The 16,958-nt window shown below is 45.8% G+C and carries 10 protein-coding genes; 2 read left to right on the top strand and 8 right to left on the bottom strand.

The window, feature by feature from the left end:
• Positions 1–14 precede the first annotated feature (14 nt).
• On the top strand, positions 15–743 hold the full coding sequence (locus HYN43_RS06250) for an MIP/aquaporin family protein (protein ID WP_119408630.1): 729 nt from the start codon (positions 15–17) through the stop codon (positions 741–743).
• A gap of 698 nt (positions 744–1,441) precedes the next feature.
• The gene (locus HYN43_RS06245) at positions 1,442–3,334 is read left to right on the top strand and encodes a T9SS type B sorting domain-containing protein (protein WP_119408629.1); all 1,893 of its coding nucleotides are present in this window, start codon (positions 1,442–1,444) and stop codon (positions 3,332–3,334) included.
• A 143-nt stretch (positions 3,335–3,477) separates the two neighbouring features.
• On the opposite strand, the gene HYN43_RS06240 is transcribed toward HYN43_RS06245, so the two are convergent.
• The 8 genes from HYN43_RS06240 to HYN43_RS06205 form a co-directional block, all read right to left on the bottom strand.
• On the bottom strand, positions 3,478–5,316 hold the full coding sequence (locus HYN43_RS06240) for an alkaline phosphatase (protein WP_119408628.1): 1,839 nt from the start codon (positions 5,314–5,316) through the stop codon (positions 3,478–3,480).
• A gap of 65 nt (positions 5,317–5,381) precedes the next feature.
• Entirely contained in the window at positions 5,382–6,896 is a 1,515-nt protein-coding gene (locus HYN43_RS06235; RefSeq protein ID WP_119408627.1) for a RagB/SusD family nutrient uptake outer membrane protein, read from the bottom strand.
• A gap of 35 nt (positions 6,897–6,931) precedes the next feature.
• Positions 6,932–10,288: a SusC/RagA family TonB-linked outer membrane protein gene (locus tag HYN43_RS06230; RefSeq protein ID WP_119408626.1), complete on the bottom strand. Its 3,357-nt coding sequence runs from the start codon at positions 10,286–10,288 to the stop codon at positions 6,932–6,934.
• 112 nt (positions 10,289–10,400) lie between these two features.
• Positions 10,401–11,339, bottom strand: coding sequence for a FecR family protein (locus HYN43_RS06225; protein WP_119408625.1), 939 nt, complete (start codon positions 11,337–11,339; stop codon positions 10,401–10,403).
• 49 nt (positions 11,340–11,388) lie between these two features.
• Positions 11,389–11,997, bottom strand: coding sequence for an RNA polymerase sigma factor (locus HYN43_RS06220; protein WP_162996336.1), 609 nt, complete (start codon positions 11,995–11,997; stop codon positions 11,389–11,391).
• Between the two features lie 301 nt (positions 11,998–12,298).
• Positions 12,299–13,075 carry a 3-keto-disaccharide hydrolase gene (locus HYN43_RS06215; RefSeq protein WP_119408623.1) on the bottom strand — a complete coding sequence of 259 codons (777 nt, stop codon included), beginning with the start codon at positions 13,073–13,075 and terminating at the stop codon, positions 12,299–12,301.
• Between the two features lie 35 nt (positions 13,076–13,110).
• A complete protein-coding gene (locus HYN43_RS06210) occupies positions 13,111–15,072 on the bottom strand; it encodes a hypothetical protein (RefSeq protein WP_205589886.1) in 1,962 nt (653 codons plus the stop codon).
• A 12-nt stretch (positions 15,073–15,084) separates the two neighbouring features.
• Positions 15,085–16,920: a 3-keto-alpha-glucoside-1,2-lyase-like domain-containing protein gene (locus tag HYN43_RS06205; protein ID WP_205589885.1), complete on the bottom strand. Its 1,836-nt coding sequence runs from the start codon at positions 16,918–16,920 to the stop codon at positions 15,085–15,087.
• Positions 16,921–16,958 lie beyond the last annotated feature (38 nt).

Genomic DNA, 16,958 nt, shown 5'->3' with positions numbered 1-16,958 from the left:
AAAAACCTATCAACATGTCACCTTTTATAGCCGAATTGATTGGCACTATGCTGATGATATTATTAGGCGATGGCGTGGTAGCCAACGTTGTTTTAAAAGATACAAAGGGCCATAACAGCGGCTGGATGGTAATTACCACCGCCTGGGGTTTGGCCGTTTTTGTAGGCGTGGTTGTAGCCGGTCCGTATAGCGGCGCGCACCTTAACCCCGCCGTAACCCTGGCGCTGGCCATAAGCGGTAAATTTGCATGGGCCAATGTTATACCATATATCATATCTCAGTTTGCAGGGGCCTGCCTCGGCGCTTTATTGGTTTGGGTGATGTATTACGATCATTTTAAACGCACCAATGATGCAGCAAGCATCCTGGCTGTGTTTTGTACCGGCCCGGCGTTACGTAATTACGTATCAAATATTGCCAGTGAGATTATTGGCGCTTTTGTGCTGCTGTTTACCATATTTTACATTACCGGCGCCGAGATTACCCCGGTAAAAACGCCGGTTGGTTTAGGCTCGGTAGGCGCAATACCGGTAGCTTTTTTGGTATGGGTGATTGGCCTGGCGCTTGGCGGCACAACGGGTTATGCCATTAACCCGGCGCGCGACCTTGGCCCGCGCCTGATGCATGCTTTGCTACCCATAAAAGGAAAAGGGAACAGCGATTGGGCTTACTCCTGGATTCCCGTTATAGCTCCGTTAGTTGGAGCATCCATAGCAGCGGTGCTTTACCTCGCCATTAAATAGCTAAATATTTTAATATTTGCAGAGGATAGTATTTCGCTATCCTTTTTTTGTGTTTTGACTCGTCAAACCCGATTGATTCCAATCAGCACTCAGCCAATTTTTACTGCACACAACCACAGGTTTTTAACTTTTTAAAAGGCTGTTCATTTTATCCATTCAAATTGTTCATTTATACATTATCTGTTCAAGTTGTTCATTTAATTAATACTTAAGCCAAGAACTAACAGGAATACTATTTGCGTGCCATACCACCGGGATAAAACGTAGATTATATTTCCCGTATCGGGATTTATTGATGAAATTTATCTACACCACAATTAAAATCCTTCAATTTCTATCAAACAAAAATCAAGCCATTTCAAATTTACTTTCCGATGATAGAAATTTTCAATTTATGGCTTTTTTATTCCGGATTACCTGTCAACCGGACAAATCCGGAATATTTTGCCGACTGCTTAGTGTATGTTTTACAACCTGTGTTTTTAATACACTATCTCCCCTCTTTTTTCTCACTCCTATCCGGCACTTAGCCCCACTTACGAATTAGCCGGTGGCTTCAGTTTTGCAAATCTTCTGCAAAAAACAACAACGTTAATCCATGTTCAATCAATTGAGGCTGTCCCCCGGCTGTATTGATTAAACTTTTAAGCAAAACGCACGAATAACATCGCGCCGTTTTGCTGCATGCTTAAAAAAACATGAAAAGTTTTACTTTAACGGCAATAGTATGCCTATTGTCAGCTTTTGCCCTGCGGTTGCAGGCGCAGGAGGGGGAACCGGTATTTATTGAAGATTTTGGCTCGGGCACAACGCAAATAGGCCCACAAATCGGCGATAAGGATTTTTCTACCACTTACAAGTATGTACCCTTTCAACCATTTGAGGGCGCATACACCATTGCCAATTCTACAGCGGGCATGTACACCCCGTCGTGGCTTCAAACCGGCGACCATACCAGCGGCAAAAACGGCTACATGATGATTGTGGATGCCACCGAAAAAAGCGATGAATTTTATAAACGTACCGTTAAAACCCTTTGCCCCGGTACTACCTACCGCTTCAGCGTATTTTTATTAAACCTGATGAAAGCCGATGGCATTAAGCCAAACATCACCTTTTCGGTAACAACATCGGCCAATACAACTGTAAAAAACACAGGCCCGGTTAATACCGGTTTAGGCTGGCAGGAATACAGTATTGATTTCAGCACCCCAGCCACCGGCGGCGATGTTGTTATCAAAATGACCAATAACGCTGCCGGAGGTTACGGTAATGATGTGGCCCTTGATGATATTAGTCTACGACCGTTTGGGCCCGTTATTGATGCTTATTTCAATGATGATAAAACAAGTAGTACCGTTAATGGCTGTGCACAGGCCGGGCAGGTTTATAATTTAAATGCAGGCCTTAGCTCGGGTACGGGTTACCCTAACCCTGCTTATCAGTGGCAGGTGAATACCGGCAGTGGCTGGCAAAATATGCCGGGGGCAACTGTTATCCCCTATCCGCTTAAACAACCCTCAGATGCAGGTATTTATCAATACCGGGTATTAAGTGCGCAGCTGGGCAATATCGGCTCGGCACAATGCAGGGTTGCATCTTCGCCCATAACACTTAATATCATTACCCCCTCACCCGCCTCGGCAACGGCAAGTTCGCCGGTATGTTTGGGTGAAAATATTTATTTAACCGCATCGGCCGGCGAAAGCTACAGCTGGACAGGGCCAAACGGTTTTACATCAAACAAACAAAATCCTGTTATCCCCAATGCCAGTGATGCCATGGCCGGGCAATACCAGGTTACTATTATTAAAAACGGCTGCGAAACGGTTTCCCCCGCCGTTTCTGTGGCCATTAATAAGCCCGTGATAGCCAGTGCAGGCAATGATCAAACCATTTGCAAAGGCGAAAGCATTACCCTGCATGCAACCGGCGGTACCACGTACCGCTGGTTTCCGGCTACCGGGCTTTCAAATCCCAACATTGCCAATCCGGAGGCCTCGCCCAATGCAACAACCACCTACACCGTAAACGTAACCAACAACAACTGCCAGGCACAAAGCAGCGTAACATTAACAGTAAACAACGGGCCCATAGCCTACGCCAGTGCCGTAGCCGAAGTGATTAAGGGTGAAAAAATAAGGTTACAGGGCAAGGCCGAAGGCACAAACGTAACCTACTACTGGACACCTGACGACGACATCAGCGACAGCAATACGCTTACCCCAATCGTATCGCCCACACGCGATATCACCTATGTGCTGCATGTTTTGCAACCGGGTTCCTGCAAATTTGAAGCTACAGCAAGCGTTTCGCTAAAAGTGGTTGAGGGATTTACCATTCCAAACACATTTACCCCCAACGGCGATGGTGTAAACGATACCTGGAAAATAGACGCTTTAAACTCATACCCCAACTCAACCACACAAGTATTTAACCGGTACGGCACCTTGGTGTTTGAAACCCGCGGCTATCCCACGCCATGGGATGGCACCTACAATGGCAACAGGCTTCCATCAGGCACTTACTATTATAAAATAGATTTAAAAAACGGGAAAGTGTATTCGGGATGGGTACAGATTATAGGTTAATAAAACCGACGAGGCTACTTAAAAGGTATAAAAAAGCTGTTATTATAAGGCACGGAGCAATCGCGAACTATACAGGGCAGACCTGCCTTCGTACGGTCGCTTCGTGCCTCGAAATGGAGATCTTTATGATTTATAGTTGGGCATTATTGCAACAACGCCTTAATCTTATTAAAGATCTCGGTATTACTGTATACACCTCTAAAATCCAGCGAATGCGGGCCATAGCTAAATACCGGAACCGGTGTACCGGTATGATCGTTGGTGCTGAAATTGCCCCAAACGTAGCCTTTGTTGATATCACCGTCCAGTAAGGTTAAGCCACCGGTTTCATGATCGGCAGTAACAATAACCAGGGTTTCGCCATCTTCATCGGCAAATTTGAGGGCATCGCCAACAACGCGGTCAAAATCGCTATTTTCGGTAATGATTTGTTTCAGGTTATTGGCATGGCCGCCATGGTCAATCTGCGAACCTTCTATCATCATAAAAAAGCCTTTGGGTGCATTTTTGAATGTTTGGGTTACCTTATTGAATGCCAGCGGTAGGTAATTTCCCCTGCCTTCCATTTTGGGGCGGGTTACGCTGTCATCCATCAGGGCCAGTATTTTGGGTGATGTGCTGCTTAAAAACTCGTCAAAATTGCGGATGATGGCATACCCTCTTTTCTTCATTTTATCGATAGGACTCTCACCGTTTACCGGCCAGATAAAGTCTTTATAGGCCGAGCCCAGGAAAATATCAATCGGCGATGAAGCGATTTGGTTGGCAATAGCTGTTGAATGGCTCCGTTCCGAATCGTGAGCGTAAAACGCTGCCGGAGTTGCATCGGTTAATTCGCAAACTACAATATCAGCAGTTTTCTTACCGGCTTCGGCGCTATAATCGGCCAATGATTTTAAAGGTTTTCCTGCGGGATCAACTCCTACCGCCCTATCATTTGTTTTTTGCCCCGATGCAAATGCCGTGGCACCCGCCGCCGAATCAGTGATATAAGCATCGGCCGAGTTAGTTACCGAAAAACCGATATTCAGCATCTGGAAAATATTCAGCTGCCCGCGGTTGGCTGTATAGGTTGAATAGATCTGCGATAAGCCCATGCCATCGCCAATGCACAAAATAATATTTTTAACTTTTTTAACCGATCCGTCTGATTTATAGGTGGGTTTATAAACGGCGTAAGGCTGAGGCGCAGTGTATTCATCGGCAGGTTTTTTATTCAGAAAATCGCCAAGCTCCTCAATCTTATCCGTACCAATTACGTCCACCCCTAAACGGATGAGGGCAAGCCAGCTGCTTTTGGTATCGGGCGTTTCCCAAAAACGGATCTTTTTGCCTGCGTTGTGTACGCTGTCAATTCCCGCTTTTATTCTTGCAATTTCTTCATTATTCAGTACGCCTTTGCCATTCCAATGCATGTATTTGCCAAACGGAAAGCTTACCAGACCTATCTTTTTCCATTGTTCGGGTGTAAAACCGTTTAAATGGTCAACGTCAAACGAGATCCAGGCGGGATAATCCGTCATCTCGGCCGGGGATGGAACTGCGCCGGTCATTACGATAGCGAGCCTGCCGGGATGGCCTTCATAATCAAAATACTGCTCCAATGGCTTCAGTTCTTTAATCACCAGCGGTAATACGGCTTTATGATCTTCCTTGATCTCGATCAGCAATCTTAAATGCCTTTGCGGATCGCGCTTCAGCTTTTCGATAAGCGGATCGATGTACAGGATTTTTAACGACCGTTTCGGGTCGATCTCCTTTTTATCGTGCGCAACCATCAGTTGTCCGTTTACGTCATAGCAGTCGGCTTCTATCGAACCAAAGCCTTTTTCATAAGCCCTGAAAAAGGGAATACTGTTCTTATAATCGTTGTGCGAGTGCGCATCGGCAACGGTGTACAATGTTTTTACCTGTGCATTGGCAAATAGCGAGGCGCATGCAAGTAGTGATACCAGCGGGATGATTTTAGTACTGTTTTTCATATATGTATTTAATAGTAAAACCGGGCCTTGCCCGGTTTTATAGTTTTCAGCATGTCAAAAAAAAATTACCAGCCGGCATTTTGTTTCAGCTGCCCCTGGCTTATCTGGATATCCTTTGGCGGGATAGGCCAAACGTTATCCCTTGCAGGGTCAAAGTTACGTGCTTTCCACACAACTGAGCCATCTGCGCCGTGTAACGGTTTTGAGTAAATTGCCTGCGCATCGCCCCAGCGAACAAGATCGAAGTTGCGGTCGCTCCACTCTCCGGCCAATTCAACGCGGCGTTCGTGCTTCAGGTTAGCCAAGGTGGCATTGGTAATTGGGGTTAAACCGGCACGCACACGTACAAGGTTAATTGCAGCATCGCCGTTTTTGCCCTGCATAATCTGTGCTTCGGCTTTAATTAACAGGATCTCGGCATAACGCAACAGCGGTACGTTTAAATCTGTTGATGGCTCATCGCCATTAGGGCTAACGTGGATGCCCCCGGCATAGCTAAACGGCTCCATGTATTTATTAAACTGGTAACCGGTTAAGCTGTTGCTTTTGCCACCGATAGGATAAGTATAAGTTTGACCGAAATACTGGAAGCTATCTCCTTTTTGCAGGATAGTTGCAGGCAGCCTTTTATCACCGGCTTCAAACTCGTCAACCAACTCTTTGGTAGGCTGATAATAACCAAAGCCATTATATAAACCCCAGCCTTTGTTTTCTAACATAGCGCCCGGCAAAATGCTTTGCCCGTTCAAATTACTGGCTACCGACCAGATATATTCTGAACTGTAGTTATTGGCAATTTTAAATACATCGGCATAGTTATTTAACAAAGCATGCTTACCACTCAGGATAACCGAATCGGCATATTTTTCGGCATTGACATAGTCTTTAGCATGCAGATAAGTTTTTGCAAGATAAGCCCATGCGGCGGTTTTGTGCGCACGGCCTTTATCGCCCGCGCCTAACTTATCAAAATATGGTAGCAACGATGCGGCTTTTTTTAGATCGGCCTCGATATAAGCATAATTATCTTTTACCGATGGCAACTGCGCGGGGAATGCCAGCGGATTAGCACGATTTTGCAATGGAGCACCTTGCTTGTCTGAACCGTACAGGTCGGCAATTTCCAGGTGCATTACGGCATGGATAAAATAGGCCTGGCCCAGAATAAAGTTCTTGGTCGCAGCATCCATGTTGATGCCCGGCACATTGTTAATCACATCGTTGGCACGTTTCATCACCACAAAATGCAGCTGCCATGGGGCGTAGATACTACCCTCGTTACCTGTACAAACAAAGTTTTTGATATTTTCCCTGTCGGCAGAGGTACGGCCTACCACCATATCATCGCTGGCGTTGATGAACCAGAAAAAACCACGACCGTACAGATCTTCGCTGTTGCTTTGCTTTTCGTACAGGCCATTGGCAGCCGCCTGGGCATCATCCGCATTACGCCAAAAATTGGCGCTGGTTGGCGTACCGGTTGGTTTAATATTATCTAAAGTACCTTTTTTACAGCTTTGGGCCAGTGCAACAACCGTTACCGCTAATAAACCCTTGCTAATTATATTTTTAAGTTTCATTGCAATTATCTGTTTAATTGTTTCGCCTCGATTGATTATAAGCCTACGTTAACACCTACTAAAACGATCCTGGCCTGCGGATACAAACCTAAATCGACACCATTTTGGTTGATACCAACTTCCGGGTCAAGACCTTTGTATTTGGTAAATGTGGCCAGGTTTTGCGCATTGGCAAAAAGGCGGGCGCTGCGTACACCAATTTTAGTCATCAGTGTTTTTGGCAGCGAGTAGCCAAGCGTTACGTTTTTGATGCGCATATAAGAGCCATTCTCTACATAAAAATCAGATACGTTGCCAAAGTTGCCATTGGCATCACTTGCCGAAAGGCGCGGAATATTAGTATTGGTATGTGTTGGCGACCAGGCGTTTTTAGCATCGGCCAGCAGGTTGTAGTTTTGGATGGAGGCGTTTAAACCGGTGTATTTAACCGCATTGAACAGCTTATTGCCGGCAACACCCTGTAAAAACACGCTTAAATCAAACGGGCCATAGCTAAAGTTGGCCGTAAAACCGTAACTAACTTTAGGGAATGGCGTACCCAGGTAGGTTTTATCGGCTTCGGTTATTTTACCATCGCCATTTAAATCCTGAAATTTGATATCGCCGGGTTTTGCATTTGGCTGGATCAGTGCACCTGCCGCATCTTTGTAATTGTTCACTTCATCCTGCGATTGGAATAAGCCGGCAGTTTTGTATCCGAAGAAAGAATACAGTGAGTAACCTTGTTTTAACCAAACGGGCACGAGGTTATCTCTCACCGTAGGACCGGTAAGGATAGTTTGCTGCCCGGGCAGCACGTCATCGATTTTATTTTTGATGTACGAGCCGTTGGCGATGAAATTATAGTGAAGCTCGCCTAAGTTACCCTGATATTTTACAGATAGTTCGATACCCTTGTTCTGGATTTTTCCACCATTAACAAACGGAGGATTTGATACACCAAACACGGCAGCTACCGGCGGCTGGAATATGAACTGGGTATTGGTTTTAATAAATGCGTCGGCAGTGATGTTCAGTTTTCCGTTCATCAGGCCCAAATCAACACCGATATTGGTTTGGGTTGTCTTTTCCCATTTAATATCCAGGTTGCCGATACCATCAATAGCAGCACCGGTAATACCTGTGGCCGGGCTGCCCAAATAACCTGCTGTTTTGGTTAAGGTAACCGTAGTAGGAAAAAGCGGCAAACCGGCAAGGTTACCCGATTTACCGTAGCTTGCCCTTAACTTGGCAAACGAGATCAAACCATCCTGCGGAAAAAACGATTCTTTACTAATTAACCAACCGGCAGATATACCCGGGTAGTTTTGCGTTCTGTTACGCTTACCGATGCTTGATACGGCGTCGCGGCGGATAATGCCGTTAACGAAGTATTTACCCATATAATCGTACCCTACCCTGCCCAGGTATGAAATAATGGCCAATTCATCTTTACGGCCCTGTAACGGAACGCCGGTTGGGTTAAGCGTACCGTTAATGATGTAACGATACAGCGGATCTTCGCTCAGGTAGTTATCGGTATTTACGCTGAAAAATTCGTTCATATCATCCTCGTAAGTATAACCTGCCAGTGCCGATACGTGGTGCTTATCGGCAAATGTTCTTTCGAAATTGAGGGTTTGCTCGGCAAGGATAGTGCGCGAATTATTTTGCTGTTGGAACAGAAAGTTATCAAAAAACTTTTTGCCGGGTTCCAATACACGCGGGCTAAAGTTTTTTACGGTTTCGGATGTTTTGGTGATTCCTAAGTTGGAGCGGAATTTCAAACCTTTAAACAGGCTGATCTCTACATAAGGATTAATGTTGAAATTGCTTACCGCATCGCTGTTATCCAAACGTTTTAAATAAGCTACAGGGTTAATCACATCACCATACGAACCTGCGTACTGGGCAGGCACGCCGCCGAAGCTTCCATCGGGGTTGTAAATAGAAGCATTTGGCGGGTAAAATATGGCCGATAAGATAGCACCGGTATAAGCGCTGGTAGTATTTGCACCCTGTCCATTGTTGTATGCATACGACATGCTTTCGCCAAACTTTAACCAGTTATTGATCTGATGATCAGAGTTGATGCGCACATTATAACGTATCGCATTGGTATTTAACAGGATAGCCTCGTTTTTACGATAGCCGCCCGAAATATAGAAAGTTGATTTTTCGCTGCCGCCGTTAATATTCAGGTTATAATCCTGGATATGGCCGGTTCTGAACAAAGCATCCGTCCAGTTGGTGCGTGTAACGCGCGAATCGGGATTTATCGTAGCATCAAAAGCCGGGAGGCGGGTTTTGCCAGCATTATCGTAAGCGGTATTGATAGCATCGGCATACTCGGCAGCGTTTAAGGCCTGTAATATTTTCAATGCGTTTTGTACACCGCCTTTTGCAGTTATTTCGAGGTTGGTTTTGCCTTGCTTACCGCGTTTTGTGGTGATCAGTATTACACCAGCGGCAGCTTTTGCACCGTAAATAGCTGCATACGAATCTTTCAGTACGTCGATCGATTCGATATCGGCCGGGTCGATGGGGCCGCCATTGTATATCGTTCCGTCAACTACAATCAGCGGGGTTTCGTTGTTAAATGAACTTTGGCCGCGCAGCCTGATGTTTGGGGCCGATGTTGGGTCGCCGCCTTCGTTCAGTACGGTAACACCGGCAATCTGGCCCTGCAGCATCTCGGTAACTGATCCAACCGAACGGTCTTTAACATTGCTCACTTTTAATGAACCTACCGAACCTGTTACATCCGAGTTTTTTTGCGTACCGTAACCTACCACTACTACCGCATTTAAACCGGTAACATCGGCATCCAAAGTAATATTAAGGGTTGATTGATTAACAGTAACTTCCTGGCTTTTGTAACCGATGAAGCTAAAAACCAGCACATCACCTTTTTCAACTGTAATTTTATAGTTACCATATACATCGGTAGAGGTTGCAGCATTTGTAGTTTTGCTGCGTACAGCAACACCCGCCAGCGGGCCGTCTTTATCAACCACGGTACCGGTTACGGTTACCCTGTCAACAGCATGTACCGGCTTTTTCCGCGAGATGATAATGGTACCGTATTTTTCGCGATACTCCAGCTGGGTATTGGCTGTCAATGCATTCAGAACATCTTTTAAAGGTTTGTTGATGAATGAATTAGCTTTCACCTTTACGGCTACCACATCATCCAGCTTGTAATTAAAGGCAATACTGTTTGCTGCCTTTTTTAGTTTCTCGAGCGAGGCATCCATCGTTTCATCGGCAAACCTAACGGTTACCGGCTGATCGATGATCGAGGTGCTGCGCTCGGCTTTGGCACTGGCCGGCCATGTGATGGCCAAACCGGTTAACAGCAATAAAATTGCCGTTGTTAAACTTCTTGAAATCCGGGTTAAAGATTTTTCCATACATTTGTTTTTAAAGTGATTAGTAACTGCCTGTTGGCTTTTAGTTTTGGCAGCTACACTTAATTAAGCCAGTGCCTGTTCGTACCAGGCATTGGTTTCTCTTTTTATATTATTATTTAATATTTACCGTATCTCCTGTTAGCTTATACCTGCGGCCATCAATAAACTGCAGAATATCCAGCACCTGGCTAATGTTAAGCTTGTTCGAAAATCTTACCGAATACCGCTGCTGATTTTGCTTTTTACCCGCATACTTAAAGTTTACACTATAGCGGTTTTGCAGGTAAACCGCTATCTCGCTAAATGAAACTTTATCTAAAATCAACTCGTCATGCATCCAGCTGAGCGAATGATCGCCGGTAATTTGCTGGCGGGTAAAAGTTTGGCTGTGCTTGTTATAGGTTAACTGCTGTTGAGGGGTATAAAAACCGAAGGTGTGTTTGGTATCGTGCACCTCAACCTTACCGCTGTTTACATAAACCTGGATATCAGGAAGCTCTTTGTAAAATTTAATATTGAACGAGGTACCTAATACCTGGGTGGTAACCCGGGCTGTGTGTACTAAAAACGGTTTTGAAACATCATGTTTTACATCAAAAAAAGCCTCACCATTTAGTAGCGTTACTTCTCTTTTTGCTGCATTGAAAGTTACCGGAAATTTAATTGAGGTACCGGCATTTAGTTGCACGGTGGTACTATCGGGCAGCATAATCTGCTTCATGCTGCCTTTGGGGGCAGTAATTGTTTGGTAAGCTATACTTTCTGATTGGCGTACCGATATTTTTGAATAAAACAATCCGGCACAAACAAATATTAACACCGCGGCGGCAATTTTTAACCAGGTGGTATTTAATCTGCGTACCTGCCCTTTGCCGATGGTTTGCTTTTCTATCCGCTCCCAAAGCGGTTGTTTGAGTTGCGAAGCTTCATCTTCAAATCCGGTAGCAGCGTCGAGTTCGTGCATGGCCTGTTGCAGCTGCTGCAATTCGTCGTCGGTGCATTTACCGGCTTTAAACTTATCGAGTAGTTTTTTTATTTCTGTTTGATTCACCTAATATTTGGCTTTATACCAACTAAGTGACCTGAAAAGGAAAAGTGTACTATAACTTTTTTAAAAAAATTATCAGCAGTAAAAATCTGCCGTAATTATCAAAGGGAATAACATCATAATAACGCTGCACCGATTTTTTTAAACGGCTCAAAGCATTGCTGATCTGGTTGCGGACGGTTTGGTGCGAGATACCTAAAAACTCGGCAATCTGCGGACCGGTCATGTCCTGCTCGCGGCTGCACAGGTAAACCTCGCGCATTTTTTCGGGCATATCGGCAATTTCCCTGTCAATAAGCACATGCAGCTCGGCAAGGGAAAGTTTTTGGTCGGTGGTATGCGCGTGATGCTCCGGCAGCTCGGGCAATTCGTCAATAGGGCGGGGTTTTACACTTTGCTTTTTGTACCACTTAAAACTCATGTAATTGATGGAAACCATGAGGTATGCCTCGAGCGAGCCGTTAACCTGGATGGTGTGACGGTTTTTCCAAACCGATAGGAATAGGTCCTGCACCATATCCATAGCCTCATCATCATTCTGCGTTTTTTTCAGCGCGAATGCGATGAGCTTATCTGCGTAGCGGTCATAAATTTCTTTAAATGCACCTTCGTCACCGCCTTGCAGTGCCTGTAAAAGCTGAACATCGGGGTAATGTTTCACAAGCAGTTTGTCTCGGTGACAAAGTAACTGCACGTATGTTAAGCCAAATTTAAATTTTGATTAATGCTTCGGAAAGTGACAGAAAAGAAAAGTGCCCGATCTCCCGTCTCTGTAAAGTTGATTACATTGTCCCCTCAGGGTCTCTCGACAGAGGGCCCTGAGGTATTCGCCATGTAATTGGATAAAAATCCGTTTTGTATAAGTAGCGCGTTAATTTAACGATAATTTGCCCTCAGGGTCCTCTTAGAGAGCCCCTGAGGGAATAAGAAAGAGTGAGGAAAAGATTAAGGAGATGCTTCCTTTATTTCCCCAATTCCCTCACCCAAATATTCCTATAACTTATCGGCTCGCTTTTATCACCATGCGCCTGCAGTTTGATAGGCGAAGCGCCATGCTTACGATATTCAGGCTTGCCGATATATGGGGTATCCCCTATCAATGAAGTGTTATTTTGTACCAATACACCATTATGCAACACCGTAGCGCGCCCTGCCGACTTTAACGAGCCATCCTCATTAAACCGTGGTGCCGTCCAGATCACATCATAGCACTGCCACTCGCCGGGTTTGCGGCAGGCGTTGGCCAGCGGGATGGCCTGTTTGTATAAACTGCCCACCTGTCCGTTTACATACGTTTTGTTGTTATAATTATCCAACACCTGCAGTTCGTAACCACCAGCGCCCCATGGCAGGGCCGCCAGGAAAATGCCGCTGTTGCCGCGTGCCTGGCCGCTGCCGGTTATATTTGAAGGAATACGGTATTCAATATGCAACTGAAAATCCATAAAGCGGCGTTTGGTTTGGATATCGCCGGCGGTTTTATCAACCGTGATGATATGATCGTCAACCTTCCATTTATGGGTTGATGTTGTATCGTTGGTAGCAACCCACTCGTCCAGGTTTTTACCATCAAACAAGATAATGGCATCAGATGGGGCGTCGCCGGGCAATTTACCAGGGGTAACTACAGCAGGCACCGGCGACCAGATCTCGGTATCTTCGGGTTTTGCAGTTTGCTGCGCGAAGCTTATTAAAGCGCTACCTGCCAATAAAGCTGTTATTATAAATGCACGTTTCATTATTCAATAAATTTAATTAAGGCTGATTTTTTAATTTATTTAGCCAGCGACTTGATCCACAAAGCAATCTTCCGGGCTTCTTCCTTAGGCACCTGCGGCATTGGCGGCATCGGTGTTGAATAATCGGGCCAGTGCTCGGGTTTGGGGTTATGAATTAGCGCTACTAATTCGTTCACACTGTACTTTCGCCTGGCTACATCAACATAAGCCGGACCTACCTGCCGTTTGGTGGCGTTATGACACGAGAGGCAGGTGTTTTTAAGCAGCAAAGGCTGTACTTCGGCATAAGTAGGTATAGCATTAGGTGCTGCCGGTTTAGCCGGTATTGCCTTTTTACCCGGTGTACCTTTTTTTGCATCCGCAACAGTTGTCGCTTTAGTCGAATTAACTGTACTTACCTCCGTCATCGAAAGTTTTTGCCCTTCGGGGATGTTATTTAAAGTGTAATAGGCTGTGGGGTGTACAAGGTTAAAATAATTTTCCTTATCGCGAATAGCGCCAAGCGTAATGGTATGGATATAATACCTGCGCAGGTTATTAACTATCAGCCTTGCTTTTAATCCATCAGCAGATACTTTTACACCTACAATCGGGCATTTTTCGGTGTTTACCGGCGGGCTGCCGTATACGCCGTGATATTTGTAGATATAGCTTTCTATCGAGTAAGAAGCAATGTCCTCAGCTACTTTCTTATCAACCGGTTTGGTAAATTCTATCTCAAAACCATCGGGCATGGCGCGGATAGCACGCATCTCGAACGGAACTTTATTATTCCAAACCAAACGCTGTAAACCCATGGTAGCCTCCCCTGCCGATCCCCAGCCCCGGTTAGTTTCTCCTGTTGCCAGCGAGCCATCCGGCAACCAGGCTAATCTTACAATACCCGACTGAAAGCCACTGCGGAATGCCCATGCGGCACCCTGGTATTCGCCGTTCACTTTTTCCAGGAAAATCCTGTCAACCATGCTCTGTCCCTGATCACATACCAGTAACTGGCCTTCAAAAGGGCCAAACGCGCCTTGAGGGATTTTAACAATTTCGGAATTGGAAATCCCTAAAATGCCATGCGGCAACCAAACAGCGGGTAGTTGTAATTCCGGGATTTCTTTTTTTGCCTCAAATTCGGTTTTAAACTTTTCGTTTACAATATTCTGTGGCTTAAAGGGCTGGCCATTTTTATCAAACTCAATCCGCGGGTTGTTTTTGGCGAAGAATTGCTCGGAAGTTAGTTTTAACGGAGAATTTGGCAAGCCGGTCCACACTAAGCTTGAAGGGTGGCCCATAAAAGCACCTTTTTTAATGGGCATGATACTTCCCGAGCCTACCCAATCGCCCTGGTTATCCGAATACCATAATTCACCGTCGATCATACTGATACCGCAGGGAGAGCGAAAACCCGCAGCCCATGGTGTAACCGTACCATCTTCCTTAATATTTAAAGCCCAGCCACGGTATGGCACAAAGCTTTTTGGGTGCCACCAATCGGGCGGGAAGCCAAGGTTCAGCGTCACAAAGAACGAACCATCAGGCGCTATTTTGGGGCCGAAGCTGTATTCGTGGTAGTTGCCCGATAACGGCCAGGCATAAATGGTTTCAAATACATCGGCTTTGCCATCCATATTGGTATCTACCAGTTTGGTAAGCTCGCCGCGTTGTACCACGTATAAAGCACCATCTTTCCAGGCAGCGCCTAAAACCTCGTGCAAACCCGAGGCAAATTTGCGGAAGAAAGGATGTTGGCCGGTAGGGTTCTCCACCATAAAAATATCACCACGACGCGTAGTTACCGCCAGCGTGCCGTTGGGCAGGGTGCATAAACCGCCAACCTCCAGTATGGTACCCTCGGGGGCAGGCACTTTCATTATCTTAAAAAAATCATCTTCCTTAGGCGATTCGGCCTGCGCAAAGATGATTTTTGTATCGCTTAACAGGGCACCTATCATCAGCGTAAATAAAAACGTGCCTTTTTTTATCTTATGTTTTAATGTTGTATTCATAATTAAGGCAGTTTAAAAAATGATGGAATAGGTTAATTTATTTTTTATGGGGATAATGAGCTCCTGTTTATCGCCCATCTGCCTGATAACCGCCTTTGCCCCACCGGCGTCATCAACGCGGATGTAATATGATTTATCATCGATGGCGTACAAGCCATCTCCAAGCGTTTCGATACTGCCCGATGCCAGGTAATAATATAATCCATCGGTGGCATTCTGCAGCGATACCTCTCTGTGGATGCCCTGCCCGCCAGGCATTACGCTACTTGCATCATTTACCGCCGAGCCGTAAATAACATATTTAAACGCCGGCACATCATCAGCATTTAAAACATAACCTTTGGGTCTGAAACCTGTACCTGCGGTATCCAAAGCCCACACGGCCTTATCATCGCTTAACTTTTCGATAGCAGGAACCGGTTTACCCAAATACTGAACAGAACCAGCCGGGCGCGATGAGCCGTCGCCCCTGTCATGCCACATTGGGGTAGCGTCTAAAAAGCCTCCGCGCCACAGCTGCACAATCACGCCTTTATCCAGATCATAAGTGTAATGCAGCAGTTCAGGACTGCCAACGTTGATGCCATGTGTAACGCGGATGCCACCTGGCAGATCAGAGAAACTGCGCAAAACTGTGTTTGATGTAGCGTTAATCAAAATCGGATCAACCGGGTCGTTATTACTTACATTGGCGTCGCTTAATAAATATTCGCGGATGCCCGGGCCTGATACGGTAAGCCCCAAAGCAGGCCTCGCCCAATCGGCCGTTTTAGCGTACCGCAGTTCAAAAGGGTGATTACCGGGCTGCAATTGTATTTTGCCCTCTCCCCTGTTATCGGCCGTAGCAACAGCGCTGTTGCCATTGATACTAAAAGATCCCTTACCGCCGGGCACACTTAATTTAAAAACGTATTCGCCGGCTTCTTTAACTTCGATATTGCCGGTGTAAATCAATGTAAAATCATTTGTAAGCTTACCCTGGTTTGACGACAGGTTGGTTGAACCACTTTCGGCATCAGGTTTCTGTTTTTTTAATTCATCATTGCTCAGTTCAGCACCTTTATAAATTTTGTATTTAAGATTGGAAAGTACCGGATGAGGCTTATCAAACGTGGTGATTTTAATATTGCGGAAAGCCACCGGCCCGTGATCGCCCTGAAGGCGTAAAGGGCCGAGTGCAGCATCTTTAGCATCAATAGCGCCGCGGGTTGGCCCGGCCATTTCTACATTATCCTGGATAAGTACACCGTTGAGCCAGGCGTACAGCACTTTGGCGTTTGAGATTTTCTGCCCGTTAGCATCAAACCGCGCGGCCTGGAACGAAATTTTGATGTGCTGCCATAAACCCGGTGCCCTGCTGGCATTCTGCCTTGGTGCATGGCCATCATAGCCCTGTTGCCCTTCGGGTTTACTATCATCCCAGCGCTCGTAAATACCACCGTTATCTCCCGATTTGGGGTTTACCGTTCCCCAGCTATCCAACAGTTGAATTTCATACCGCCCCTGTAAGTAAATGCCCGAGTTGGAGCCTTTAGCCATCATGTAATCCAGTTCAAGATCCATATCGCCGTAGGTAGCTTTGGTTAACAGGTCTTTAGCACCCTTTTTTCCGGGCAGGTTAACCAAAATGCCGGTGCCGTCTTTGGCTGTCAAAACCTCGTTTTGTGCAAGATCGGCTTGTACGCCCGAAACTGTTTTCCAGTTGGGCGAAGGGTTATCAAAAAAAGAAAGATCGGTAAGCGGCACCTGCGTTTGCGCCATGAGGTTTTGAAACCCCAGCGCACAACCCAGCAGCATCCAAAACTTTTTGCTGCAAAACAGCTTGGGTGACAGATTAAGGAAATGCATTGATGTTGGTATAATATGGTTTATTGGCGCAAGGACGA

The sequence above is a fragment of the Mucilaginibacter celer genome, from assembly GCF_003576455.2.
In the GTDB taxonomy this organism is placed as follows: domain Bacteria; phylum Bacteroidota; class Bacteroidia; order Sphingobacteriales; family Sphingobacteriaceae; genus Mucilaginibacter; species Mucilaginibacter celer.
Note: the sequence above shows the minus strand (reverse complement) of the source record. Positions and strands in the feature narration are given on the sequence as shown.